The organism is Brevundimonas sp. TSRC1-1, from assembly GCF_049898245.1.
Taxonomy (GTDB): Bacteria; Pseudomonadota; Alphaproteobacteria; order Caulobacterales; family Caulobacteraceae; genus Brevundimonas; species Brevundimonas mediterranea_A.
Window position 1 is genome coordinate 534837 of the sequence record NZ_JAFCXI010000003.1, and the last position, 22199, is coordinate 557035.

A 22199-nucleotide genomic window follows, 5' to 3' on the forward strand; every position below is an offset into this window, starting at 1 on the left:
CAGAGCGTTTCGTTCGCGCCGAACGGCCGCGACATCAAGGCCAGAGGCGTTCGCGGCTCCAGGCGTCGCCGTCGCGCGTGAAGCGCAGCCGGTCATGCAGGCGGAATGGACGGTCGCGCCAGAATTCGACGCTTTGCGGCGTCACACGCCAGCCGGTCCAGCGTTCGGGGCGCGGCACCTCGTCACCCTCGAACCGGGCGGTCTCGCGCGCCACGGCGCCTTCCAGCGTCGCACGCGTGTCCAGCGGACGAGACTGGTCCGAGGCCCAGGCCCCGACCCGGCTCTCGCGGGCGCGGCTGGCGAAATAGGCGTCGGCCTCTTCCTTGCTGACCGGCTGCACCTGGCCGCGCACCCGCACCTGACGCCGCAACGACTTCCAGTGGAAGGTCAGGGCGGCCACCGGACGGGCGTCCAACTCCAGACCCTTGGCGCTCTCGCGGTTCGAATAGAAGGTGAAGCCGCGCCCATCCACATCCTTCAGCAGGACGATCCGGGCGTCGGGCATGCCGTCGGCGTCCACCGTGGACAGGGTCATGGCGTTGGAATCATTGACCTCGTGCGCCCCCGCCTCGGCCAGCCATTCGACGAACAGGCCGATGGGCTCGACCCGGTCAAAGATCGTCTCGTCGCCATTGGCGGCAAGAGCGGCGGCATAGTCGCGCGCGTACTCTTCGCGCGACGGGCTGGGCGGGATCACGGGGGGGGTCATGCGCCTGACTTAGCGCGGGACAGAGGCGGTGGAAATGATCGGGATCAAAACGGCCCCCCGGGCTCAAGGAGCGCGAGGCGCGGTAGCCCGACATGAATGGCCTCAAGGAGCGCGAAGCGCGGTAGCCCGAAAAGTTAAGTTAACCCGGCATTGACCCTAAGGCGCGAACGGTACGGGAATGAGCGCCATCCGTTCCACCTCCGACGCCGCCGCCGTTCGCGAAGCCCTGTCGATCCTGGGTCTGCACGGCGCGACCGACGCCACCGCCCTGAAGGCCGCCTTCCGTGCAGCGGTGAAGGCGGCGCGTCCGGACCAGGCCGGCGGAGACGCCGAACGGTTCCGGCGGGTGATCGCCGCCTACCGCCTGATCCAGGCCCACGCCCCTGCCCGTCCCAGCCTGGCGGCGCCCGTCGAACGCCCCACGCCGCGGCCGGTGCTGGGGCTCAGCCCGATGCAGGCCCTGGCCGGCGCGCGGGTCGAACTGAGGCTGGGCGCGCGCACGGTTCGGGTCGCCGTCCCGGCGGGCCTGCGCACGGGCGAGCATCTGCGGCTGCGCGGCGGCGCGACGGACGGTTCGGACCTGTATCTGGTGGTACTGATCCGGCCCGAGGACGGGCTTTCGGTCATGGGCGATGATCTGTTCATGACCTGGCCAACCCCCTCGCGCCTGCTGGACGAAGGCGGCCGGGTCGAGATCGAAACCCATGCGGGCGCCCGCTCGGCCTGGATCACGCCCGAGATGGCGGCCCCGGCGCGGGTGCGGTTCAAGGCCATGGGCCTGCCTGCGCGCGGTCCCCATCCGGCGGGCCATCTGTTCGTGACCCTGACCCCGTCGTCGGAGGCGCCCTCGGCCGCCGAGGATATGCTGGTCCGGTTCACCCGCGCCTGGGCGCCGGAGCGTCTGGCGGCCTGATCTTGAAGCGTCCCATCATTGAGCGCATCATCTGGTGACGTTTTTGATGAGGCACGCCATGCGGACCACCGTGACACTCGATGACGAACTGATGGAAATGGCGGCGGAATACTCCGGTCTGTCCGAGCGGTCCGCGATCATTCGTGAAGCCCTGAAGGCGTTCGTCGCCCGCGAGGCGGCGCGTCGCCTGGCCGCCATGGGCGGAACTGACCCCAAAGCCACAGCCGCGCCTCGGCGACGCCCCGAATTGGCCGAGGAATGATCCTGGCCGACAGTTCGGTATGGATCGCGCACCTGCGATCAACAGACCAGACCCTGGCTGAGCGGCTTCGTGGCGAGGACATCCTGTGCCATCCCGCCATCATCGGTGAACTGGCCGCTGGAAACCTCGCCAACCGTCGCGCCTTTCTCGACCAACTCTCGCGATTGCCGACCGCTGTCGCCGCCTCGCACCAAGAGGTGCTGACCCTGATCGAAAAGAACCGGCTTTTCGGGATTGGCGTCGGCTATCTGGATCTTCACCTCCTCGCCTCCACCCGACTGACGCCAGGCGCGCGGCTGTGGACACGAGATCGTCGGCTGCACGACGCCGCCCGGACACTGGACCTGGCCGCCGTCCTCGACCATTAGGTTGCGCCATGTCGCACAACACCTTCGGCCATCTGTTTCGCGTGACCACCTGGGGCGAGAGCCATGGGCCGGCTATCGGCTGCGTCGTGGACGGCTGTCCGCCGCTGATCCCGCTGACCGAGGCCGATCTCCAGCCCTGGCTGGATCAGCGCAAGCCCGGGGGTTCGCGCTTCGTGACCCAGAGGCGCGAGAGCGATACGGCCCAGATCCTGTCGGGCGTGTTCGACGACGGCGAAGGCCCGGTGACCACCGGCACGCCCATCTCGATCCTGATCCAGAACGAGGACCAGCGGTCCAAGGACTATGGCGAGATCGCCCGCGCCTATCGGCCGGGCCACGCCGACTTCACCTATCAGACCAAATACGGGGTTCGTGATCCGCGCGGCGGCGGACGGTCCTCGGCGCGGGAAACCGCCAGCCGGGTGGCGGCGGGCGCCGTGGCGCGCAAGGTGCTGGGCGACGGGATCAAAATCCGGGCCGGCGTGGTCCAGATCGGTCCGCACAGGATCGCCCCCGAAGACATCGATTTCGACGCCGTCCACGACAATCCCCTGTTCGCCGCCTCGCGCGCCGTCGTGTCCGCGTGGGAGGCCTATCTGGACGATATCCGCAAGGCCGGCTCGTCCATCGGCGCCGTGGTCGCGCTGGAGGTCACAGGCGTGCCGGCCGGATGGGGCGCGCCCCTGTACGGCAAGCTGGATTCCGAACTGGCCGCCGCCCTGATGTCGATCAACGCCGCCAAGGGCGTCGAGATCGGCGCCGGCTTCGCAGCCGCTGAACTGTCGGGCGAGGACAACGCCGACCAGATGCGGCTGGACCTGAACAAGCAGCCGGTCTTCCTGTCCAACCATGCGGGCGGGGTTCTGGGCGGCATATCGACGGGCCAGCCGGTGACGGCTCGGGTGGCGTTCAAACCCACCTCCTCGATCCTGACGCCGCGCCAGACCATCACCCGCGACGGCGAGGAGACCGACCTGCGCACCAAGGGCCGCCACGACCCCTGCGTCGCCCTTCGCGCCGTGCCGGTGGTCGAGGCCATGGCCGCCTGCGTCCTGGCCGACGCCCTGCTGCGCCACCGCGCCCAGGTGGGCTGACGGCCAAGGACTGAGGGCGGGTCGATCAGCCCGGTCGGGCGCGCAGCTTTTGACTGTCCGAAACCACTGTCGGGCGGACAGGCGCGCGCTCTTCCGTTCGTGCGGCCGTCTTCTCATCCTGTCGCATCAGAGCCATCAGGCCGGTTAGACCCGTCGTCATCACGATCATCAGCGACTCCTGCAACTGCGAACCGTTTGCAGGTTTGCGCACATCCGGGCGGCGTGCAAGAGAGGTTCGTCGGTGGCGCCGCACCCCAGGAGATCACCCGTGCGTGAAGACGGAAAATTGGACTACCTCGAACTGCCCGCCGCCAGCCTGCCCGAAACCAAGGAATTCTACAGCCGGGCCTTCGGCTGGACCTTCGTGGACTACGGCCCCACCTACGCCGCGTTCGACCAGGGACTGGATGGAGGTTTCGACGCCGATCAGGCCGAGCGGACCAAGACGCCCCTGCCCATCCTTTACGCCCACGACCTGGAAGCCATGCAGGCCAAGGTCCAGGCGGCGGGCGGCGTGATCCTGAAGCCGATCTACGCCTTTCCCGGCGGCCGGCGGTTCCACTTCGCCGATCCGGCGGGAACCGAAATGGCGGTCTGGTCCGAAAACTGAGATCGCCTAGCGGGCGTCGACCGACTGGGCGATCCGTTCGCCCTGTTCGCGGTCGGCGCCGTCCGGCGACGCCACCCAGACGTGGATTTCCTGCGGCGCGGTCGCACGCTGGAACAGATGCTCGATGGCCAGGCGGCGTCCGCCCTCGGTCACGACGATGGAGGCCCGTCCGCCGGCCTGGATCATCTGGCCGTCATAGATGGGAAACTGCGACGCCGGCCCCGCGTAGATCATGACCAGAACCGTGTCCCCGCGACGGACGGCGTAGATTCGGGCGTCAGCGCCGGCGCGCGACTGGGTCAGCACGGTTCCGGACGGCAGGTCCAGCGTGAACGGCAGGGCGGCCATGGCCGCAGCGTCCAATCCTTGAGGCCCGACGGGCGGCGCAGGCGCCGGGGCGACCGTTGACGGCGTCTGGGTTGGCGCGGGCGCAGGCGCGGGCCGCCCGGGACTGGCCTGAACCGGCGCAGGCGTCGGCGCGGCGGTGGGGCGCTGGACGACGGGGGCGGTCGATGGAGACCGGACAGGGGTCTGCGCAGGCGGCGGCGTAACCGGCCTCTGGGCAACAGGCCTCTGGGCAGCGGGCGTTTGGGCAGCGGGCGTCTGCGCCCCGGGCGTCACGGGCCGGGCGGTCGAGGCCGGCGCGCTGTTCAGGTCGCGGGTCAAGGTCGAGGGCTGGGGCGCAGGCCTGGACTGCGGGGCCGGCTCCACCCCGACGGGCGCAGGCGCAGGCGCAGGGGCGACCTGCGCGGGGGCCGAAACAGGAGCCGAGGTCGGGGCGGAGGTCGCGAACGGCGGTCCGCTGTTGAGATCGCGAGTCAGATCCGAGGCCGAGCGCGGCGTGGACGTGTCCTGCCCGGACACAAGAGCGACGGCGAGAGCGATGACGACCATGGCCGGACCATTACCCGGCGCCGAAGGAACCGCAAGCGTGCGGTCAGGCGTGCGGCAGATTCACCCAGAAGGTCGCGCCCTCGCCGGGGCTCGAGATCACGCCGATGGCGCCGCCCTGCAGTTCGACCAGTCGTTTGGCGATGGCCAGACCGACGCCGTGACCCTCCAAGCTGGATCGCTCCAGTCCCAGACGGTTGAAGGGCTCGAACAGCTGCGATTGCTTCTGTGAGGACAGGCCCGGACCGAAATCGACCACCTCGATGCGGATATGCTGGTCAGCACGAAGCGCCCGCAGAATCACCCGCCCGCCAGAGCCGCCGTATTTGAGGGCGTTGCTGGTCAGATTGTCGATCACCTGCGCCAGTCGCTGGGAATCGGCCACCGCGATCAGACCGTCGCCCTCGCAGACCACCTGCACATCCACCGACTGGGCTTCCGACCTGAGCATGGCCGCGCGCCTTACGTCTTCCAGCAGGCCGGGAATATCGGTCGGCCGCAGATCGACCTTGACCGCGCCGGACTCGGCTCGCGCCACATCGAGCAGGTCGTGGGCCAGCGCCTCCACCTGGCGCGCGGTCTTGACCAGCACGTCCGCCATTTCCGTCTGCTGGGGCGTGACAGGCCCGAGCTGGCCGGTCGACCACAGATTGCCGATGCCGATCACGCCGGCGACCGGGCTCTTGATCTCATGCGCCACATTGGCGAGCAGGCGCGACTTGGCCTCCGAGGCTCGCTCCGCCCGGACCTGCCCGGCTCGCGCCCGTTCGGACAGTCGGTCGCGCTCCTCCAGAAGGGCCGCGACCAGCAGGATCGGCATATAGCCGACCAGAACCTGGAGCTGGGCCGCCAGAACCTGTTCCGACCGGCTCAGGGTCTCGATATGGGGACCGTAGCCGAGCATGGCGCCCCCGACCGACAGCAGGGTGACGACCAGCAGGCTGAAGGCCGTGCCCGCGACGCCGAGTCGGACCGCGACCCCGAGCAACAAGGGGATCATCGCCACACCGATCTCAGCACGGCCGGTCAGGCCGAAGAACTGGACAGCCAGCACGCCCGCCAGCAACAGGCCGGCCTCCAACAGCGCGCCGGGGCGGGTGAGACGCGCCAGGGTGGACCAGGTCAGAGACAAGCCGAGCGTGCCTATGACGGCCAGGCCCAGCGCATGACCGAACCACCAGGTCTGAAACGTTTCCAGCACGTCGCCCGAACCGAACGGCGCCAAGGCGATCGACGCGAACACGCCCGCCGGGATCGGCGCGAGAGCCGCGGTGCAAATGAGAAACCGCGCCACGCCGTTCAGGCTGGACACGTTCAGCGTCGGGGCGAAGCGGCGCGCCAGAAGAACCGCCCCGATGATCTCCACCATGTTCGCCAGAGCGAACAGCAGGGACAGCATGGGCTTGTAGCCGGCGATCAACTCGCCGATCAGGATGCTGATCATCAGGACGGTGGCGAAGGCCACGTCGTGACGCCGCCCTCGCCCGGTCCGAAGCCAAACGGCGACCGCCACCCCGCACACGCCCCAAAGTCCCGTGATGAGCCCCAGACTATGGGCCCAGCCGATGGACACCGCCGCCAGAACAGCGACAGCCACGCCGGTCATTACGGGAATCAAGGGGTGGGCGAAGACATCGCCCCTGCCCGGCTCAGCCGCGCGCATGCGCGCGGCCGACGGCTGCGTCGGCGGCGCCGCGACATCGATGTCGAGCACACGGCTCAGGGTCATGCAGGGTCTCGAGGCGATTGATCGCGCCATCAAACCATGCGGTTCCTAATATCCCCTGAAACATGGTCACATGCTAATTATTCAATCTATGATTGAAGTCCTTAACCGCTGAAGCTGGACCTGCGTCGTAGGACCAGACCCCGGCGCTGACGGCGATGAAATCTGCGCCCGCACGCGCCACCTCCGCCGCCGTCTCGACGGTGATTCCGCCGATGGCGACGCAGGGCGTCTCGACAGTCTCCTGCCAGACCGTCAGGATCTCCAGACCGGGTCGGTGGACCGTCGTCTTGGTGTCGGTCGGATAGAAGGCGCCGAAGGCGACATAATCCGCCCCGCCCTCGGCCGCGTCCCAGGCCAGGTCGCGGTCGTCGTGGCAGGTCACGCCGATCATGGCGTCCGGTCCCAGGATGCGCCGCGCCTCGGCCAGCGAGCCGTCCTCCTGGCCGATATGAACCCCGTCGCAGCCCGTCGCCTTCGCCAGATCGGGTCGATCGTTCAGCAGGACCGCCACCCCATGACGCCGCGCGATCGGCGCCAGCCGCTCAACGGCCGCGCAAATGGCGGCGTCGTCGGCGGGCTTGAGCCGAATCTGCAGGGCGGCCACGTCGCCGGCGCCCAGGGCCTCGTCCAGGGTCGCGGCGAAGGCGTCCAGATCGGGAATCGCGGGCGGGGTGATCAGATACAGCCGGCAGGGCGGGCGGTCGGGAACGGTCGGGGTTCTGGCCATGGGGCTGACTTCCCTCTCCTGCGACCATTCGTCAACGGGTCCGTCGTCGCACACCCATGCGAACGACTTGCAATCGCCTTAAGGGGTGCTATAGCGAACCATTCTCAGTCGGTGGAACGCGTAGAACTCTCGTGTACGTCTGTAACTGCAATGGTCTTCGCAAGCGGGATGTGGCCCAGGCCATCGAGGCCGGCGCCTGTCGGCCGCGCGACATCTTCGCCAGCCACCAGTGCCAGGCCCAATGCGCCAAATGCGTCTGCGAGATGCGCCAGATGATCCAGGACAGCCGCGAAGCCTTCGCCATGGCGGCTGAATAGCCCCTCGCTTGCTGCCGAAAATCACTCGCACTATCAATGCAGTGATAAAAACTCGCAAATAAGCAGGGTCGATTTTACTGTGGTATTGCGTCGCTCGACAGACGGCGAAGGCGCCGTCGCAAGACCAAGGACACGGCCATGAAGGGCGACCCCGCTATCCTCCGCACGCTGAACGCGGTGCTCACCAACGAGCTGACGGCGGTGAACCAGTATTTCCTGCATGCGCGCATGTTCGAAAGCTGGGGTCTGGCCCACCTGGGGCACGTCATCTACGAAGAATCGATCGGCGAGATGAAACACGCCGACATGCTGATCAAACGCATCCTCTTCCTGGACGGCCTGCCGAATCTGCAGGATCTGCACAAGCTGAAGGTCGGCGAGGATCCGATCGAATGCCTGGGCGCCGACCTGCAACTGGAGCTGGACAGCCGCGTCGCGACCGCCGCCGCCGTTACCCTGTGCGAAGAGACCCGCGACTACGTCAGCCGCGACCTGCTGATGAAGATTCTGGCCGACACTGAGGAACACATCGACTTCCTGGAAAACCAGCACAAGCTGATCGAGCTGATGGGCGCGCAGAACTATCTGCAGTCGGCCATGAAGGAAATTGTCACCGACAACAGCGCCACCGGCGGCTGATCGATCCTCAGCCCTCGCGGCGGGCCAGGTGGATCATCGCCGCCGCGAGGACGACGAGACCCAGACCGCCGCCCAGCGTCAAGGCGGTCTGGACGCGCCACGCCTCGGTCGCCAGAATATTCACCGGCATCTGCCAGGGCATGAAGACGCCCTCTTTCGCCGAGGTCGCCACCACGCCGAAGAAGGTTCCGCCGATGCCCAGCACAAGGCCGGGCACGAAGCTGGCGAACCGGATCGCCGTCCAGAACTGAAGGGCGATCATCAGAACGGCGGCCGCCGCGATCTTGGCCAGGATCCAGGCATGAGCCGCGAGGTCCAGTCCTCCAGCCGCAGCCGCCTCCGGCTTGATGAGGCCGCCGAGGACCACAGCCCCGATCGTCATGGCCAGCACGGCCGCGCTCATGATCAGCACCAGGCCGATCACGCAGACCGCCTTTGACGCATAGAGGGTCCAGCGTGGCACAGGCAGGGCGCGCAGGTGATCCCAGCTGCGCGGCCCATGCTCCATATGGGCGATCAGGGCAGTCAGGGCGGTGACGCACATGGGCATCATGAAATAGGCCCAGATCGCCGTGGCGCTGCCGATCCACCTCTCCCATTCCCAAGGCGTCTCGGACCGTAGCAGCATTGAAAAGGCGAAGACGGCGATCAGAGCCGGAGCGGTCGCGGCCAACACAAGGGCCAGTGACCGGTTCAGCTTGCGGATTTCGACGGACAGAACGGCGAGCATCAGACGGACTCCGCAAAGCGGGATTGGGACAGGGCGGAAGCGGCGCGATAGACGCCCTCCAGCGAACGGGCGCGGGCGCCGATGGCGAACACAGCGACGCCTGCGGCCACCAGCTCGCGGTTCAGAGCAGCGCAGACCTGGTCGTGATCGTTGCCGGGACGCAGCCGCGCCACCAGGCCCCCCGCGTCTTCGCTCAGGGTCAGATCCAGCGACTGCAGCACCGCCCGCGCGCGCGCCGGGTCATCGACGCGCAAGCCGATCTCGGGCGCCAGTTCGGCCTTCAGCCTGGCCAGTTCGCCCTCGACCACCAGTCGGCCTTCGTGAATCACGCCCACGTGGGTGGCGGTCTGTTCGATCTCGCCGAGCAGGTGGCTGGACAGAAGGACGGTCGCCCCCGCGCGGATCGGCAGTTCGCGCAGAAACAGGCGCATGTCGGCGATCCCGTCGGGGTCCAGCCCGTTCGTCGGTTCGTCCAGCATCAGCACCGGCGGGGCCCCCAGCAGGGCGCGCGCTATGCCGAGCCTCTGACGCATGCCCAGCGAATAGTCGCCGACCCGGCGTCCGCCGTCGCGCGTCATGCCGACGACCTCCAGCACCCTGTCGATCTCGGTCGCCGCAAGTCCAAGAAGCCGGCGCGTGAGGTCCAGGTTCTCTCGTCCCGACAGGTGGGCGTAGAAGCCGTGCGCCTCCAGGAGGACGCCGATCTTGCGGGCCGCCCCCCTGCGATCCTGCGCGACGTCGACGCCGCAGACCCGAGCCACGCCCGAGGTGGGTCGCAACAGCCCGATCAGCATCTTCATCGTCGTGGTCTTGCCGGCGCCGTTGCGCCCCAGGAACCCATAGACCGCATGCTTGGGCGCCGTCATGGACACCGAGTCCACCGCACAACGGCGGCCGAACATGCGCGTCAGCCCTACTGTCTCTATGGCCGCCATAACCCACCCCGCGTTTAACTCTTAGATAAAGTTGCGCGAGGAGGATTTTTAAGTCAAGATTAAAGATACGACAGGTTCAGCTCCGCAGGGAAACCCATGGCCGCCGACGATCTCGCCCGTTTTCGCCGCATGTGCCGGCAGTTTCGCTGGCTCGCGGTTTTCATGGTTTGCAGCGTCGGCGCGATCCTGGCGCTGATGTATGTGATCGTGCCGGCGGTCTTCGCAGCACGCGGAGAACACAGAGACCTCACCCTCCTGCTTCGGGAGATCGTCTGGGCCTCGCCGACGCTTCTCTACCTGTTCGCCGTCTGGTCGATCGGGTCGGCGCTGGGGCAGTTGGCCAAGGGGCGGCTGATCCAGCCGACCCTGTCGTCCGCCCTGCGTCGTGTGGGGCTGGCGCTGGGCTTCGGCGGGCTGCTCAGCGTGTTCGGCGTCACCAATCTGATGCGGCTTCTGGGCGACGAGCGGAGCAGTTGGGCCTATTTCGACGTCGCCGGCATGACCCTGGGCATGATCGGCGGCGCCCTCTTCCTTCTGGGACGGGTGATCGATCAGGCGGGCTTGCTGCAGGCCGAGATGGACGAAATGATCTGAATGCCCGTTCGCGTGACCCTGAATGATCTGATGGTCCGCAAGGGCCTGAAGGCGCGCGATGTCGCCGCCCAAGTCGGCCTGAGCGAAACCCAGTTCTCCCTGTTCCGGTCCGGCAAGGTGAAGGGCATTCGCTTCAGCACCCTGTCGCGACTATGCGCCGTTCTGGAGTGTCGCCCCGGCGACCTGCTGGACTATGATTTCGATCCGCGCGAGATGGAACCGGTCGAGCCGGAAGAGGTCTGACGGAACCGCGTCCGGTCCCGGCCATTAGATTTCGACGGGCAAGCTGGAGCGGACCATGACTGACATCGACGACGCCATTGATGATGTGCGCGACGCGGCTGTGGACCTGCTGAACAGCGAGGGGCGCAGCGCCGGGCATGTGGCCATGGGCGTCGCCCTGACGGTGGGGTTCGCCTTGCTGGCGACGGGCATAGCCTCTGGCGCGCTGAGGCCGAAACGGTCCTTGAGACAGGTTCGCGACCGCGACCTGCCGATCACCGAGAAGCCCCACGGCGCCTTCAGTCTGATCCTTCCTGCGGTGTTCTCGGCCACCACCCTGTCGGCCGTGCGCGTCTGGAACGCCCCGCCGGCGCGCGAGCGGACCAGGGCCATGTGCCTGTGGGTCGCGGCCCAGACCGTCAACGCCGTCTGGCTGGGCCTGCGCCCGTCGTCGATGTGGAAACAGGTGCTGGCGGCCATGTCGTCCGCGGGCCTGGCCGCCGCCTTCGCCCACGAGGCGCGCAAGCTGGACGAAGGGGCGGGCAAGATGGCGGCGCCGACCGGATCGGGCGTGCGGATGGGCAATCTGCTTCATCGCAAGGCGGACGACGTCTCGGGCGGCCGCAGCCTGCATTAGGCCGCCTTGCCCTTTGCCGGGGCTTCCTCTAGGGATCGCGCCCTATTCGCCACGCCCCATCCGGGCGCGTGGGCGCAACCCCATTCCCGATGTGACCCCATGAAGATCAACGGCAACACCATCAAGCCCGGCATGGTCCTGCAGCACAATGGCGGCCTGTGGGTCGTCACCAAGGCCAGCCACGTCAAGCCCGGCAAGGGCGGCGCCTTCGCCAACGTCGAGGCCAAGAACCTCGAGACCGGCAACAAGCTGAATGAACGCTTCCGGTCGGAAGACAAGGTCGAGCGCGTGACCCTGGAGCAGAAGGACTTCTCCTATCTGTTCGACAACGGCGACAGCCTGGTCTTCATGGACGACGCCACCTACGAGCAGATCGAGCTGCAGAAGGACTGGGTCGGCGAAGAGCGCATCCCCTATCTGCAAGAGGGCATGAAGGTGATCATCGAGATGCACGAAGAGCGTCCGATCGGCCTGGAACTGCCGGATCAGGTCGTGCTGGAAGTCGCCGAAACCGAGCCGACCGTGAAGGGCCAGACGGCCTCGTCCTCGTACAAGCCCGCCATCGCCTCGAACGGCGTGCGGATCATGATCCCGCCCTATATGTCGGCCGGTGAACGCATCATCGTCGACACGACCAGCGGCGAATACGTCCGCCGCGCGGACTAAGACTCACTGCCGGCCTCATCCGGGGCCGTTCCCTTTCTTGCACTTCTCCGCATGTCCGGGCTCCCATCCTACTGAAGAATGGGCCTTTTCAGGACATGCGGACCAGGAGATCCGCCGATGGCCCTCGCTTCCGCCCTGCTCCAAGTCATGCTCGACGCGGTGCGCAAGACCGCACGCCCCATGCTGCGCGACTTCGGCGAGGTGTCGCAGCTTCAGGTGTCGCGGAAGGGGCCGGGCGATTTCGTCACGACCGCCGACCTGCGCGCCGAAGACACCCTGTACGAACTGCTGATGAAGGCCCGCCCGGGCTACGGCTTCCTGGGTGAAGAGCGCGGCATGATCGAGGGGACCGACAAGTCCCACACCTGGATCGTCGATCCCATCGACGGCACCACCAACTTCATGCACGCCATGCCGCATTTCGCCGTCACGGTGGGGCTGGAGCGCAGGGCGCCCGACGGTTCGAGCGAGATCGTGGCCGGCGTGACCTATAACCCCGTGATGAACGAGCTGTTCTGGGCCGAGAAGGGCAAGGGCTGCTATCTGAACGACCAGCGGATCCGCGTCGCCGGCCGTCGCGACCTGTCGGAGAGCCTGGTCGCCACGGGCCTGCCCTTCATCGGCAAGTCGGGCCACGCCCAGGCCATCAAGGACATCCACGCCATCGGCCAGCGCGTCGCCGGCATCCGCCGCCTGGGCTCGGCCGCCCTGGACTTCGCCTGGGTCGCGGCCGGCCGCTACGACGCCTATTACGAGCGCGGCCTGAAGCCCTGGGACGTGGCGGCGGGCATCCTGTTCGTCACCGAGGCCGGCGGGTCGGTGACCACCATCGAGGCGGACGGCGATCCCAAGACGGGCGTGTCGGTTCTGGCCAGCAACAGCGAACTGCATCCGCAGCTGCGCAAGGTGCTGCAGGCGTCCTGACGGTCGCACAGCCGCCTCTCCCTCCCCGACCGGGGAGGGGCGTCGCGAAGCGACGGGGTGGGGGCGGCAAGGCTGGCGCGCGATCAGGTCTGGGGGACTTCGCCCTGCCCGTCCCGCCCGGCTCCGCTGCGCTTCGCCCCCCTCCCCCGCAGGAGGAGGGAGAAACGCCGTCGTCATTCGGTTGTCGCGCGGCGTCCCTATCCAAGGAGCATGATCCGCGCCATCGTCACCGCCCTCGCCCTGCTCGTTGGAACGCCCGCCGTGGCCCAGCCCCTGATCATCGCCCATCGCGGCGCGTCCGGCGAACGGCCGGAGCATACGCGCGCGGCCTATCAACTGGCGATCGAACAGGGCGCCGATGTGATCGAGCCGGATCTGGTGATGTCCAGGGACGGGGTCTTCATCGACCGGCACGAGAACGAGATCGGCGGCACGACCGACGTGGCCGACCGGCCCGAGTTCGCGGATCGCAAGACCACCAAGACCATCGACGGCGCCGCCATCACCGGATGGTTCACCGAGGACTTCACCTTGGCCGAGCTGAAGACCCTTCGGGCCAGGGAGCGGCTGCCCGAGTTCCGGCCCGGCAATGTCGCCTATGACGGGCAAGAACCCATCCTGACCTTCGACGAGGTCGTGGCCATCGCGCGCGAAGCCTCCGCCCGGACCGGCCGCACCATCGCCGTGGCCCCCGAGCTGAAACACCCGACCTATTTCGCCGCCATCGGCCTGCCGATGGAGGACGCCTTCGTGGGCGAACTGGAGCGGCTGGGCCTGACCGGCGCCGACGCGCCCGTCATCGTGCAATGTTTCGAGGTCGGACCGCTGGAGCGGCTGTCGCAGAGGATCGACGTCCCGCTGGCGCAGCTGGTCAGTGCAGCCGGCGCGCCGGAGGACCGGCCGTCGCAGACCTACGCCCAGATGATCACGCCCGAAGGCCTGAAGGCCATGGCCGCCTATGCCGACTGGATCGCGCCGGAGATGACCCTGGTCCTGCCGCGCGACGCCGAAGGCCGCACGACCGCGCCCAGCGCCCTGGTCACGGACGCCCATGCGGCGGGGCTGAAGGTGGTGATCTGGACCCTGCGGGCCGAGAACGCCTTCCTCCCGGCCGAGCGGCGGCGGGGCGAAGGGTTCGCCGACCATGGCGACATGGCGGGCTACGCCGCCGCCTTCGCGGATGCGGGTGTGGACGCCGTCTTCTCCGACTTCCCGGCCCTGGCGCGATCCAGGTAGCCGGACCGCGCGTCTATCCGGCCCGGAACTGCAGTTCGGCCAGACGCGCGTAAAGCCCGCCCTTGGCCACCAGTTGGTCGTGGGTCCCCTCCTCCACCACGCGGCCGTCGTCCATGACGACGATGCGGTCGGCGCGGAGCACGGTGGCCAGGCGGTGGGCGATGACCAGGGTGGTGCGTTCCTGCATGGCCTGGTCGAGGGCGATCTGGACCAGGCGTTCGCTTTCGGCGTCCAGGGCGCTGGTCGCCTCATCCAGCAGCAGGATGGGCGCGTCGCGGACCAGGGCGCGGGCGATGGCCAGACGCTGGCGCTGACCGCCCGACAGGCTCTTGCCGCGTTCGCCCAGCGGGGTGTCGAAACCTTCCGGCAGGGCGTCGATGAAGCCCAGGGCCTGGGCCTTGTCGGCGACGGCGCGGGCCTCTTCCAGGGTGGCGGTCTCGCGGCCGAAGCGGATGTTCTCCAGGGCCGAACCCGAGAACAGCGGCGTCTCCTGCGACACCCAGGCGAAACGGTCGCGCACGGCGACGGGATCGGCCTGACGCACATCGACGCCGTCGACCGAGACCACGCCGGTCTGGGGATCATAGAAGCGCAGCAGCAGGCGGAAGACGGTGGACTTGCCCGCCCCCGACGGACCGACCAGGGCCACGGTCTCGCCCGGACGGACGGTCAGGCTGAAGCCCTTCAGGGCGGGCAGGTCGGGACGGCCAGGATAGGAGAAGCCGACGGCGGACATCGACACCTCGCCGCGCGGCGGCGACGGCAAGGTGACAGGCTGGGCCGGCGGGGCGATGTCGGGCTTGGCCTGCATCAGCTCCTCGATCCGCTCCATGGCGCCGGCGGCCTTCTGAACATCGCCCCAGCTCTCGCCCAGGGCGCCGACCGCCCCGGCAGCGAAGACCGACAGCAGCACGAACTGCAGCAATGCGCCGGGCGTCATCACCCCCGCCACCACGTCCAGCGCCCCCAGCCACAGCACCAGGGTGACGCCGCCGAACATGACGATGATGATCAGGGCGGTCATCCAGGCCCGCGCCCGCATCCGGGTCAGGGAGGCGGCGAAGGCGTCCTCGACGGCCGCGCCGAACCGGGCGATGGCGCTGCGTTCGCGGCCGAAGGCCTGGACGGTCTCGATGGCGTCCACGCTCTCGCCGGCGAAGCCGACGGCGTTGGCGAACCGGTCCTGAGAGGCGACGGTCAGTTTGCGCACCCGGCGGCCGAAGATGAAGATGGGACCCAGCAGGAAGGGCACGATCAGCATGACCAGACCCGTCAGCTTGGGGCTGACGAAGAACAACAGGGCGACCCCGCCGATCAGGGTCAGGAAGTTGCGCAGGGCATAGGAGACCGAGGTGGTCATCAGGGTCTCGACCAGAGCGATGTCGGTCGTCAGGCGCGACAGCACCTCGCCGGTGCGCATATGGGCGTAGAAGGACGGGTCCAGCGTCAGGATGCGGCCGAACAAGCCCTTGCGGACATCGGCGATGACGCGCTCCCCCGTGCGGGTGACGTAGAAATAGCGGGCGGCGGTGGCCAGGCCCAGGAAGAGGGCGTTGGCGCCCAGCAGCAGGAACCACAGGTTCAGATTGGCGCCGCCGGCCTCAAACCCGTGGTCGATGGCCCCGCGGGCCAGGACCGTCAGCCCCAGCGAGGCGGTGGTGGACAGCAGCAGCCAGAAGACCGCCATCAGGGCATGGCCCTTGTGGCGCATGGCGAAGGGGATCAGGCGGGCCAGGGGGCGAATGTCGCGGCGTTTGGCGCGTTTCTCGCCCGCCTCGGACATCTGCTCCATCAAAAGGGCCCCGGCGCTGGGTCGGCCTTCGGCCGTTCCGACGCCGGAGGCGCGCCCCGAAACGGCGGCGGAACGGGCGGGAGCGGCGGTTTGATCGGTCATTGCGCCCGCCTCTTGCCCCGGAACGCCCCCCGGTGTAAACGCCCCGCTCTTTCCCGCTGACTCTTTCGGCGGGATTCTCAATTTCACGCGCACCGACGGTCGGCATCGTCACCGCGCCAGAGACCGGACGACGACCAATGAAGGCCGATACGCACCCCGACTATCACTTCATCACCGTGGTGATGACGGATGGCACCTCGTACCAGACCCGCTCGACCTACGGTAAGGAAGGCGGCACGCTGAACCTGGACATCGATCCGCTGACCCACCCGGCCTGGACCGGCGGCAACGCCCACCTGCTGGACCGCGGCGGCCGCGTTTCGCGCTTCAACAACAAGTTCGCCGGCTTCATCAAGAAGTAAGCGCGTCCTGGCTGCGACACGTTGCAGCATTTGGGCAGCATCTGAGCAGCAATCGGCTCACGAAGAGCGCCGGTCCCGGGACCGGCGCTTTTTGTTTGCCGGGAACATCGGTAACATAAGCGGCGTTCGCACATACGGCGAAGCAAGGGCGTCGATCCACGGGGATCGACCCATCGGGAAGCGGACGGGTTATGAATAGACGGGAACTGGGTCTGGGCGTCGCGACGGCGACCGTGACCCTCGCCTCCACGGCGCGCGCGCAGCAGGTGACCGTGCAGCGCGGTTCGCAGGCGACCGCCTTCTACAACAGTTTCAACGACCAGATTTCGCGTCTGCCCGAGACGCAACAGGCCGACGTCCGCGCCTTCTATGAAATGAACGGCTGGCGGCCGGTGTGGACCGCCGATCGGCTGCGCGCCCTGAACGCCGTCGCCGGTCGGACCGAGCGGCACGGCCTGTCGGCCGGCGACTATTTCGACTTCGTCGGCCTGGCCGCCGATCCCGCCTCGTCGGATCTGCGCACCACGGCCGCAGCCCTGGCCTATGGCCGCGTCCTGGCCGAGGGCAAGGTCCGGCCCGAGACGGTCGAGGACCTGTGGGAGATGCAGAAGAACCGCGTGGACCTGCCGCGCGGCCTGAGCGACGCCCTGGCCCGCAACATCCTGCTGGACTGGTTCGAGGGTCTGGCGCCGACCGACATCGGCTATCAGAATCTGTCGGCGGGCTATGTCCGTTATCGTCGCCTGGCGGCCCAGGGCGGCTGGCCCGCCTTCCCGGCCGGCCCGACGATCGAGCCGAACATGAGCGACCGGCGCATCCTGGCCCTGATCGACCGGCTGACGGCCGAAGGCGACCTGACGGCGGCGAACGGCGCGCGGCTGAAGACCGAGGGCCTGACCTATGGGTCGGAGCTGCAACAGGCGGTTCAGGGCTTCCAGGTCCGCCACGGTCTGGGCGCCGACGGCCGCATCGGCACGGGGACCCAGCGTTCGCTGTCGGCCTCGGCCGAGGACCGCGCCCGCCAGATCGCCCTGAACCTGGAACGCCGCCGCTGGCTGAAGCGCGACGTCGCGCCCGAGCGGATCGAGGTCAACACCGCCGCCGCCATCATGGTCTATTGGAAGGACGGCAAGCCGGTCCACTCCAACCGCGTCATCGTCGGCTCGGCCGAAAACCAGACGCCCAGCCTGGAGAAGCCCTTCGCCTCGGTGGTCGCCAATCCGCCCTGGTATGTCCCGGCCAGCATCGCCCGCCGGGAGATCCTGCCCAAGGGGCCGGCCTATCTGGCCGCCAACGACATGTATGTTCAGAACGGCACGGTGATCCAGCGCGCCGGGCCGAAAGCCGCACTGGGCTATGTGAAGTTCGAGCTGCGCGACAGCTACGCCATCTTCCTGCACGACACCCCGTCCAAGGCGGCGTTCAACCTGTCAATGCGCCAGCGCAGCCACGGCTGCGTGCGGGTGCAGAATGCGGTCGAGTTCGCGCGGCTGCTGCTGTCGCCCGACCCGGTCAAGCTGGCGCAGTTCGACACGGCCCAGGACACGCGCGAGACGACCCGCGTCACCACCGGCCGCGAGATCTCGGTGCGCCTGCTCTATTGGACCGCCTTCGTGGACGGTCAGGGCCGGGTGGCGTTCCGCGAGGACGTCTATGGCCGCGACGACAAGCTGGCCCAGGCCCTGGGCATCGCCGTCAGCCTGCCCAAACCGGTCGACGACGGCCGCCGCGACGTCAACGACGTCGGGCCGTAAGGGGACAATCTTCTCCCTCCCCCTCGGGGGAGGGGCGTCGCTTAGCGACGGGGTGGGGGCGGCTAGGCAAGGCCGCACTCATTTGATTGAAACAAAGGTTCGTGGGACGTCGCCGTGCCGTTCCCACCCGGCTCCGCTTCGCTTCGCCCCCCTCCCCCTGCGGGGAGGGAGAAGTTCAGCGTTATACGCTTCAGCCCTTGAACGCGGCTTCCAGCAGGCCGTGCTGGCTGAGCACGGGATTTTGCGGCTGCTCTTCCTGGACGTCCAGATACATGCGGCGGTCCAGATATAGCGCCCGGTCGAACAGTTTCTCGGACCGGACCAGATATTCCACCAGGGCGATGGGCAGTTCCGCGTGGCTGGGTTCGCTCTCGATCTTGCGGTCGTTCAGGCGATAACGCGGCTCGCAGGCGGCGTCCGGCGTCATGTCGTCCTCGCGCACGGCCCGCTGGACCAGCAGCCAAGAGGCGATCTGCATCAGGCGCGTGGTCAGCTTCATGCTCTCAGCGGCATAGGCCAGGGCGGCGGCGCGGGACAGCATCTTGGAATCGCGGCGCCCCTCCCCGTCCAGATAGGCGGCGGTCTCCTCGACCAGCTCCATCCCTTCGCGGAAGGTGCGGTCGAACAGTTCCGAGCGGGCGAAGTCCTGCACCTTGCGACCGCGGTCGGCCTTGGAGCCCGTGCTCTGGGTGTCGCTCAGGGTCATGGTGGACATCATCATCGAGAGTGGACGCTTGTTCTGACTTTGGGCAAGGACGGCGCCCGTGTCGTCAGGACTGCAACCGTCATGCCACGGTTTCGATCCTTGCGCGATCACGCTCCAAATTTGAACAGGGCGTCGGCGGCGCTCTTCTTGGATTTCTTGCCTTCTATGGCCGAGCGGGCGCGCTGTATCTCATGGTCCAGCGCCTCGATCCGTTCTTCCAAGTCCTCGATCGAATAGAGGTCCAGATCTTCGCGCGCCAGGGCCGTCAGGGCCTCGCCGCGCCGGGGGCGGGGTTCGATATCCTCGAACATCGTCGTCGCCTTTCTTCATTCTGCCATGGCCGCGCACGGCCGGGGCGCCTATCTGAACGCCCGGACACGGACGATTGCAAGCGGAGCGACTATGCGGGTCATCGAGATCGAAGGCGGTTCAGGACCGGCCGAGGCGCTGCGGCCGGCGGACCGGCCCGACCCTGTGGCCCGCGCCGGCGAGGTGATGATTCGGGTTCATGCGGCGGGAATCAATAGGCCGGACCTGTTGCAGCGAAATGGAGTCTATCCGCCGCCGCCGGGGGCTTCGGACATCATGGGGCTGGAAGTCGCCGGCGAGGTCGAGGCCGTGGGCGAGGGCGTGACGCGCTGGGCCGTCGGCGACCGGGTCTGCGCCCTGCTGGGCGGGGGCGGTTACGCCGACAGGGTCGTGGTGGACGCCCGGCATCTGCTGCCGATCCCGGACGGACTGGACTATGTGCAGGCGGCGGTCCTGCCCGAGACGGTCTTCACCGTCTTCGCCAATGTGTTCGAGGCGGGCGGGCTGAAGGCGGGCCAGACGCTGCTGATCCACGGCGCGACCAGCGGCATCGGCGTCACCGCCATCCAGATGGCCAAGGCCGCCGGCGCGACGGTGATCGCCACCTCGCGCGGGGCGGACAAGACCGCCGCCGCACGCGCCCTGGGCGCCGACGTCAGCCTGGACGCCAAAACCGACGATCTGGCCGCCGCCATCGCCGAGGCGGGCGGGGCCGATGTGGTGCTGGACATGGTGGGGCGGGACTACGCGGAACTGAACCTGAAGGCGCTGAAGGCCGGCGGGCGCTGGGTGGTCATCGCCTCGCTGTCGGGGTCAAAGGTCGAGATCGACCTGATGCGGGTGATGCTGAAACGGCTGGTGCTGACCGGCTCGACCCTGCGCAGCCGTTCAGCCGACGAAAAGGCCCGGTTGACCGCCGCCGTGGAGGCGACGGTCTGGCCCTGGGTGGTCTCGGGGGCGGTCCGGCCGCCGGTGCAGGCGACCTTCCCGCTGGAGCGCGCCGCCGACGCCCATCGCGCGCTGGAGGCGGGCGATCACGTCGGCAAGTTCGTGCTGACGGCCTAGTAGCGACCGCCCCGCACCGGGCGCATCGACGAGATGCTGTCGTTGAAGCCGCCGCTCAGATTGCGGATGTCGCCTTCGACGATACGGCAACGGCCCCGGAACTCGGCGTCGGTGCAGACTTCCCACCGCCCCTGGACGCGCACCGAACTGATCCGGTCATTGAAAGGCGTGCGGCCCAGGTTGCGGTCCTCGCCGACGAATTCCCGCGAGGCTCCGCGGAAGTTCGAATTCTCATAGACGGTGATCGAAGACCGGCCCCAGCCGCCGCCGTTCCACCCCCCGCCGTGGCCGCCGTTCCAACCGCCGCCATTTCCGCCGTTCCAACCACCCCCATTGCCGGGCCCGCCGCCGGGCCGATCGGGCTGGCGATCCTCGTAGTCGCCCCGGAACCGGCCGCAGACCAACAGGCCGTTGTCGTTGCTGATCTCCTCATCGCCGCAGCGCGCCAGCTCGATCGAGGTGCCGCGAATCTGGCCGCGCATGTCGCGACAATCGGCGTACAGGCGGCCCCGGTGCGTATAGGCCTCGGTGCAGGACCGGGCGTAGCTGCCGCGCGGCGCGACCCGCTGGGCGGTGATGTCCTGGCCCGAAGCCAGGGCTGCGGCCATGGCGGCCCCAAGCAGAATGGACATGATGTTTCTCCTCTCCCGAAGGCGAAAGCCTCGACTACCGCGAAGGTTGCCTCGGCGCACATGAACCGTGGCTGTACGTGAATGTTCGGCGGCGTTTTCTTTTCGGGCGAATAGGCCTATATCGAAACCATAAGCGCCCGGTCGAAAGGCCGGGCGCCGTCGTATCCAACGCCAGCCGAACCCCCATTCGGCGGCCCCACCATTCCGGGACGAACGCCCCATGAGCGACATTCTTATGCCGAAGGCCACTGCGGTCTGGCTGGTCGACAACACCTCCCTCAGCTTCGAGCAGATCGCCGATTTCTGCGGCCTGCATCCGCTTGAAGTGCGCGGCATCGCCGACGGCGACGTGGCCCGCGACATCCGCGGCGTCGATCCCGTCACCGGCGGCCAGCTGACCCGCGAGGAACTGGACAAGGCCCAGGCCGACGAGAACTATCGCCTGAAGGCCATCGTCAGCCGTCACGCCGAATTGATGAAGTCGGCCAAGCCGGCCCCCAAATACACGCCGGTCTCGCGTCGCCAGGACCGTCCGGACGCCATCGCCTGGTTCGTGCGCAACCACCCGGAAGTGACCGACGCCCAGATCGCCAAACTGCTGGGCACCACCAAGTCCACCATCGAAAGCGTGCGCAACCGCACCCACTGGAACAGCGCCAACATCAAGCCGGTCGATCCCGTCACCCTGGGCCTGGTCGGCCAGCTGGTGCTGGACGAAATCGTCAAGAAGGCCGCCGACAAGAAGACCAAGGACGACCTGAAGAAGGGCGGCGGCACCATCCAGCCGGTGGAAGAGGTCGAGGCCGAACCCGAGTTCGTGCCGGAAGCCCGCCAGCGTCCCGGCGCCGAACCGACCGCCGCGTCGGTGTTCGGCACCAAGGACTGAGACGCGTCGCCTCCTCCCATCGCTACGCGACAGGGCGGAGACAGAACGAAAAACGGCCCCGGAGATCGCGCTCCGGGGCCGTCGTCATTTTCGGGAGGTCGAGCGCCCCTTAGTGGGCCCGCGCCTCCAGACTGGTGATTTCTTCCTTCAGCCGGAGCTTCTTCTGCTTCAGCTCCCTGACCTGCAACGTGTCCACGGACGGACGGGTGAGCTCCTTCTGGATCGTCTGATCCAGGGTGCGATGACGATTACCCAGTTCGCGAATACGAGCCTCGATGGTCATGGCTTGCGCCTCCGTAGGTTAGGGACCAGTAGAGTGAGCGCCCGGTTCGGCAGGCTGTGGAATCACATTCCAGTGACAGCCGGTCTCGCCGGACCCACGGAGGCT

At 67.9% G+C, this 22199-nt stretch carries 29 protein-coding genes; 17 read left to right on the forward strand and 12 right to left on the reverse strand.

Annotated elements, in window-relative coordinates:
* Window positions 1-34: 34 nt before the first annotated feature.
* Window positions 35-709 (reverse strand): pyridoxamine 5'-phosphate oxidase, encoded by a 675-nt coding sequence (gene pdxH / locus ACP7CK_RS12640; RefSeq protein WP_035307197.1) that lies wholly within the window; start codon window positions 707-709, stop codon window positions 35-37.
* A 178-nt stretch (window positions 710-887) separates the two neighbouring features.
* Here pdxH and ACP7CK_RS12645 point away from each other — a divergent pair, with 178 nt between their 5' ends.
* The 4 genes from ACP7CK_RS12645 to aroC are packed head-to-tail and all read left to right on the forward strand — an operon-like array spanning window position 888 to window position 3346.
* Complete coding sequence (locus tag ACP7CK_RS12645; RefSeq protein ID WP_426026213.1) at window positions 888-1622, forward strand: DnaJ C-terminal domain-containing protein; 735 nt, start codon at window positions 888-890, stop codon at window positions 1620-1622.
* A 58-nt stretch (window positions 1623-1680) separates the two neighbouring features.
* Window positions 1681-1884 carry a type II toxin-antitoxin system VapB family antitoxin gene (locus tag ACP7CK_RS12650; RefSeq protein ID WP_426026214.1) on the forward strand — a complete coding sequence of 68 codons (204 nt, stop codon included), beginning with the start codon at window positions 1681-1683 and terminating at the stop codon, window positions 1882-1884.
* Entirely contained in the window at window positions 1881-2252 is a 372-nt protein-coding gene (locus tag ACP7CK_RS12655; RefSeq protein WP_426026215.1) for a type II toxin-antitoxin system VapC family toxin, read from the forward strand. Before ACP7CK_RS12650 ends, ACP7CK_RS12655 begins: the two co-directional genes overlap by 4 nt.
* 8 nt (window positions 2253-2260) lie before the next feature.
* A complete protein-coding gene (gene aroC / locus ACP7CK_RS12660) occupies window positions 2261-3346 on the forward strand; it encodes a chorismate synthase (protein WP_426026216.1) in 1086 nt (361 codons plus the stop codon).
* Between the two features lie 25 nt (window positions 3347-3371).
* Here aroC and ACP7CK_RS12665 read toward each other — a convergent pair whose 3' ends face one another.
* Window positions 3372-3515, reverse strand: a complete 144-nt coding sequence (locus ACP7CK_RS12665; protein WP_154726799.1) for a hypothetical protein — start codon at window positions 3513-3515, stop codon at window positions 3372-3374.
* Window positions 3516-3614: 99 nt separating this feature from the next.
* Here ACP7CK_RS12665 and ACP7CK_RS12670 point away from each other — a divergent pair, with 99 nt between their 5' ends.
* Window positions 3615-3956 carry a VOC family protein gene (locus ACP7CK_RS12670; RefSeq protein ID WP_154726798.1) on the forward strand — a complete coding sequence of 114 codons (342 nt, stop codon included), beginning with the start codon at window positions 3615-3617 and terminating at the stop codon, window positions 3954-3956.
* A gap of 6 nt (window positions 3957-3962) precedes the next feature.
* Here ACP7CK_RS12670 and ACP7CK_RS12675 read toward each other — a convergent pair whose 3' ends face one another.
* The 3 genes from ACP7CK_RS12675 to thiE form a co-directional block, all read right to left on the reverse strand.
* Entirely contained in the window at window positions 3963-4304 is a 342-nt protein-coding gene (locus ACP7CK_RS12675; RefSeq protein WP_426026217.1) for a hypothetical protein, read from the reverse strand.
* A gap of 589 nt (window positions 4305-4893) precedes the next feature.
* Window positions 4894-6576 carry an ATP-binding protein gene (locus ACP7CK_RS12680; RefSeq protein WP_426026219.1) on the reverse strand — a complete coding sequence of 561 codons (1683 nt, stop codon included), beginning with the start codon at window positions 6574-6576 and terminating at the stop codon, window positions 4894-4896.
* A gap of 73 nt (window positions 6577-6649) precedes the next feature.
* Window positions 6650-7303 (reverse strand): thiamine phosphate synthase, encoded by a 654-nt coding sequence (gene thiE, locus ACP7CK_RS12685; RefSeq protein ID WP_372705646.1) that lies wholly within the window; start codon window positions 7301-7303, stop codon window positions 6650-6652.
* A gap of 131 nt (window positions 7304-7434) precedes the next feature.
* Here thiE and ACP7CK_RS12690 point away from each other — a divergent pair, with 131 nt between their 5' ends.
* Together ACP7CK_RS12690 and bfr are read left to right on the forward strand one after the other, a co-directional pair.
* Complete coding sequence (locus ACP7CK_RS12690) at window positions 7435-7620, forward strand: (2Fe-2S)-binding protein (protein WP_035308943.1); 186 nt, start codon at window positions 7435-7437, stop codon at window positions 7618-7620.
* A 138-nt stretch (window positions 7621-7758) separates the two neighbouring features.
* Complete coding sequence (gene bfr / locus ACP7CK_RS12695; RefSeq protein WP_008259683.1) at window positions 7759-8259, forward strand: bacterioferritin; 501 nt, start codon at window positions 7759-7761, stop codon at window positions 8257-8259.
* A 7-nt stretch (window positions 8260-8266) separates the two neighbouring features.
* Here the strand turns inward: bfr and ACP7CK_RS12700 are convergent, their stop codons facing one another.
* Both ACP7CK_RS12700 and ACP7CK_RS12705 read right to left on the reverse strand, forming a co-directional pair.
* Entirely contained in the window at window positions 8267-8989 is a 723-nt protein-coding gene (locus tag ACP7CK_RS12700; protein WP_426026220.1) for an ABC transporter permease, read from the reverse strand.
* Window positions 8989-9855 carry an ATP-binding cassette domain-containing protein gene (locus tag ACP7CK_RS12705; RefSeq protein ID WP_426026221.1) on the reverse strand — a complete coding sequence of 289 codons (867 nt, stop codon included), beginning with the start codon at window positions 9853-9855 and terminating at the stop codon, window positions 8989-8991. Before ACP7CK_RS12705 ends, ACP7CK_RS12700 begins: the two co-directional genes overlap by 1 nt.
* Before the next feature lie 165 nt (window positions 9856-10020).
* Here ACP7CK_RS12705 and ACP7CK_RS12710 point away from each other — a divergent pair, with 165 nt between their 5' ends.
* The 6 genes from ACP7CK_RS12710 to ACP7CK_RS12735 all read left to right on the forward strand — a co-directional run bounded on the left by ACP7CK_RS12710 (window position 10021) and on the right by ACP7CK_RS12735 (window position 14203).
* Entirely contained in the window at window positions 10021-10518 is a 498-nt protein-coding gene (locus ACP7CK_RS12710) for a hypothetical protein (RefSeq protein WP_035308937.1), read from the forward strand.
* A complete protein-coding gene (locus ACP7CK_RS12715) occupies window positions 10519-10761 on the forward strand; it encodes a helix-turn-helix domain-containing protein (protein WP_035308935.1) in 243 nt (80 codons plus the stop codon). It begins immediately after the preceding gene.
* A 55-nt stretch (window positions 10762-10816) separates the two neighbouring features.
* Window positions 10817-11377 (forward strand): tryptophan-rich sensory protein, encoded by a 561-nt coding sequence (locus tag ACP7CK_RS12720; protein ID WP_426026222.1) that lies wholly within the window; start codon window positions 10817-10819, stop codon window positions 11375-11377.
* Between the two features lie 99 nt (window positions 11378-11476).
* Complete coding sequence (gene efp, locus ACP7CK_RS12725) at window positions 11477-12043, forward strand: elongation factor P (RefSeq protein ID WP_008264088.1); 567 nt, start codon at window positions 11477-11479, stop codon at window positions 12041-12043.
* A gap of 117 nt (window positions 12044-12160) precedes the next feature.
* Window positions 12161-12967, forward strand: a complete 807-nt coding sequence (locus ACP7CK_RS12730; protein WP_154726792.1) for an inositol monophosphatase family protein — start codon at window positions 12161-12163, stop codon at window positions 12965-12967.
* Window positions 12968-13177: 210 nt separating this feature from the next.
* The gene (locus ACP7CK_RS12735) at window positions 13178-14203 is read left to right on the forward strand and encodes a glycerophosphodiester phosphodiesterase (protein WP_426026223.1); all 1026 of its coding nucleotides are present in this window, start codon (window positions 13178-13180) and stop codon (window positions 14201-14203) included.
* Window positions 14204-14216: 13 nt separating this feature from the next.
* On the opposite strand, the gene ACP7CK_RS12740 is transcribed toward ACP7CK_RS12735, so the two are convergent.
* Entirely contained in the window at window positions 14217-16097 is a 1881-nt protein-coding gene (locus ACP7CK_RS12740) for an ABC transporter transmembrane domain-containing protein (protein WP_426026224.1), read from the reverse strand.
* Window positions 16098-16234: 137 nt separating this feature from the next.
* Between ACP7CK_RS12740 and rpmE the strand changes: the two genes are divergently transcribed.
* Both rpmE and ACP7CK_RS12750 read left to right on the forward strand, forming a co-directional pair.
* Entirely contained in the window at window positions 16235-16459 is a 225-nt protein-coding gene (gene rpmE / locus ACP7CK_RS12745) for a 50S ribosomal protein L31 (protein ID WP_008258897.1), read from the forward strand.
* A 191-nt stretch (window positions 16460-16650) separates the two neighbouring features.
* A complete protein-coding gene (locus tag ACP7CK_RS12750; RefSeq protein WP_426026225.1) occupies window positions 16651-18213 on the forward strand; it encodes a L,D-transpeptidase family protein in 1563 nt (520 codons plus the stop codon).
* Window positions 18214-18403: 190 nt separating this feature from the next.
* Here the strand turns inward: ACP7CK_RS12750 and ACP7CK_RS12755 are convergent, their stop codons facing one another.
* Window positions 18404-18919 (reverse strand): DUF1465 family protein, encoded by a 516-nt coding sequence (locus ACP7CK_RS12755; RefSeq protein WP_050771718.1) that lies wholly within the window; start codon window positions 18917-18919, stop codon window positions 18404-18406.
* Between the two features lie 107 nt (window positions 18920-19026).
* The gene (locus tag ACP7CK_RS12760; RefSeq protein ID WP_426026226.1) at window positions 19027-19230 is read right to left on the reverse strand and encodes a DUF1192 domain-containing protein; all 204 of its coding nucleotides are present in this window, start codon (window positions 19228-19230) and stop codon (window positions 19027-19029) included.
* 91 nt (window positions 19231-19321) lie between these two features.
* On the opposite strand from ACP7CK_RS12760, the gene ACP7CK_RS12765 reads away from it, so the two are divergent.
* Window positions 19322-20293, forward strand: a complete 972-nt coding sequence (locus tag ACP7CK_RS12765; RefSeq protein ID WP_292150733.1) for an NAD(P)H-quinone oxidoreductase — start codon at window positions 19322-19324, stop codon at window positions 20291-20293.
* Here the strand turns inward: ACP7CK_RS12765 and ACP7CK_RS12770 are convergent.
* Complete coding sequence (locus ACP7CK_RS12770; RefSeq protein ID WP_154726992.1) at window positions 20290-20925, reverse strand: beta/gamma crystallin-related protein; 636 nt, start codon at window positions 20923-20925, stop codon at window positions 20290-20292. The genes ACP7CK_RS12765 and ACP7CK_RS12770 overlap by 4 nt on opposite strands.
* 220 nt (window positions 20926-21145) lie before the next feature.
* On the opposite strand from ACP7CK_RS12770, the gene ACP7CK_RS12775 reads away from it, so the two are divergent.
* Window positions 21146-21811: a DUF1013 domain-containing protein gene (locus ACP7CK_RS12775; protein WP_008263868.1), complete on the forward strand. Its 666-nt coding sequence runs from the start codon at window positions 21146-21148 to the stop codon at window positions 21809-21811.
* A 109-nt stretch (window positions 21812-21920) separates the two neighbouring features.
* Here the strand turns inward: ACP7CK_RS12775 and ACP7CK_RS12780 are convergent, their stop codons facing one another.
* On the reverse strand, window positions 21921-22094 hold the full coding sequence (locus ACP7CK_RS12780) for a YdcH family protein (protein WP_008262715.1): 174 nt from the start codon (window positions 22092-22094) through the stop codon (window positions 21921-21923).
* Window positions 22095-22199 lie beyond the last annotated feature (105 nt).

Bases quoted from the DNA above. Each gene is read 5' to 3' on its own strand.
- pdxH (WP_035307197.1), bottom strand. From the start codon at position 709: ATGACCCCCCCCGTGATCCCGCCCAGCCCGTCGCGCGAAGAGTACGCG.
- ACP7CK_RS12680 (WP_426026219.1), bottom strand. From the start codon at position 6,576: ATGACCCTGAGCCGTGTGCTCGACATCGATGTCGCGGCGCCGCCGACG.
- ACP7CK_RS12735 (WP_426026223.1), top strand. From the start codon at position 13,178: ATGATCCGCGCCATCGTCACCGCCCTCGCCCTGCTCGTTGGAACGCCC.
- ACP7CK_RS12765 (WP_292150733.1), top strand. From the start codon at position 19,322: ATGCGGGTCATCGAGATCGAAGGCGGTTCAGGACCGGCCGAGGCGCTG.
- ACP7CK_RS12710 (WP_035308937.1), top strand. From the start codon at position 10,021: ATGGCCGCCGACGATCTCGCCCGTTTTCGCCGCATGTGCCGGCAGTTT.
- ACP7CK_RS12750 (WP_426026225.1), top strand. From the start codon at position 16,651: ATGAATAGACGGGAACTGGGTCTGGGCGTCGCGACGGCGACCGTGACC.
- ACP7CK_RS12720 (WP_426026222.1), top strand. From the start codon at position 10,817: ATGACTGACATCGACGACGCCATTGATGATGTGCGCGACGCGGCTGTG.
- ACP7CK_RS12755 (WP_050771718.1), bottom strand. From the start codon at position 18,919: ATGACCCTGAGCGACACCCAGAGCACGGGCTCCAAGGCCGACCGCGGT.
- ACP7CK_RS12775 (WP_008263868.1), top strand. From the start codon at position 21,146: ATGAGCGACATTCTTATGCCGAAGGCCACTGCGGTCTGGCTGGTCGAC.
- ACP7CK_RS12700 (WP_426026220.1), bottom strand. From the start codon at position 8,989: ATGCTCGCCGTTCTGTCCGTCGAAATCCGCAAGCTGAACCGGTCACTG.
- ACP7CK_RS12665 (WP_154726799.1), bottom strand. From the start codon at position 3,515: ATGATCGTGATGACGACGGGTCTAACCGGCCTGATGGCTCTGATGCGA.
- ACP7CK_RS12645 (WP_426026213.1), top strand. From the start codon at position 888: ATGAGCGCCATCCGTTCCACCTCCGACGCCGCCGCCGTTCGCGAAGCC.
- ACP7CK_RS12705 (WP_426026221.1), bottom strand. From the start codon at position 9,855: ATGACGGCGCCCAAGCATGCGGTCTATGGGTTCCTGGGGCGCAACGGC.
- ACP7CK_RS12675 (WP_426026217.1), bottom strand. From the start codon at position 4,304: ATGGCCGCCCTGCCGTTCACGCTGGACCTGCCGTCCGGAACCGTGCTG.
- ACP7CK_RS12655 (WP_426026215.1), top strand. From the start codon at position 1,881: ATGATCCTGGCCGACAGTTCGGTATGGATCGCGCACCTGCGATCAACA.
- efp (WP_008264088.1), top strand. From the start codon at position 11,477: ATGAAGATCAACGGCAACACCATCAAGCCCGGCATGGTCCTGCAGCAC.
- ACP7CK_RS12740 (WP_426026224.1), bottom strand. From the start codon at position 16,097: ATGACCGATCAAACCGCCGCTCCCGCCCGTTCCGCCGCCGTTTCGGGG.
- bfr (WP_008259683.1), top strand. From the start codon at position 7,759: ATGAAGGGCGACCCCGCTATCCTCCGCACGCTGAACGCGGTGCTCACC.
- ACP7CK_RS12760 (WP_426026226.1), bottom strand. From the start codon at position 19,230: ATGTTCGAGGATATCGAACCCCGCCCCCGGCGCGGCGAGGCCCTGACG.
- ACP7CK_RS12715 (WP_035308935.1), top strand. From the start codon at position 10,519: ATGCCCGTTCGCGTGACCCTGAATGATCTGATGGTCCGCAAGGGCCTG.
- ACP7CK_RS12780 (WP_008262715.1), bottom strand. From the start codon at position 22,094: ATGACCATCGAGGCTCGTATTCGCGAACTGGGTAATCGTCATCGCACC.
- ACP7CK_RS12650 (WP_426026214.1), top strand. From the start codon at position 1,681: ATGCGGACCACCGTGACACTCGATGACGAACTGATGGAAATGGCGGCG.
- aroC (WP_426026216.1), top strand. From the start codon at position 2,261: ATGTCGCACAACACCTTCGGCCATCTGTTTCGCGTGACCACCTGGGGC.
- ACP7CK_RS12730 (WP_154726792.1), top strand. From the start codon at position 12,161: ATGGCCCTCGCTTCCGCCCTGCTCCAAGTCATGCTCGACGCGGTGCGC.
- ACP7CK_RS12770 (WP_154726992.1), bottom strand. From the start codon at position 20,925: ATGTCCATTCTGCTTGGGGCCGCCATGGCCGCAGCCCTGGCTTCGGGC.
- rpmE (WP_008258897.1), top strand. From the start codon at position 16,235: ATGAAGGCCGATACGCACCCCGACTATCACTTCATCACCGTGGTGATG.
- thiE (WP_372705646.1), bottom strand. From the start codon at position 7,303: ATGGCCAGAACCCCGACCGTTCCCGACCGCCCGCCCTGCCGGCTGTAT.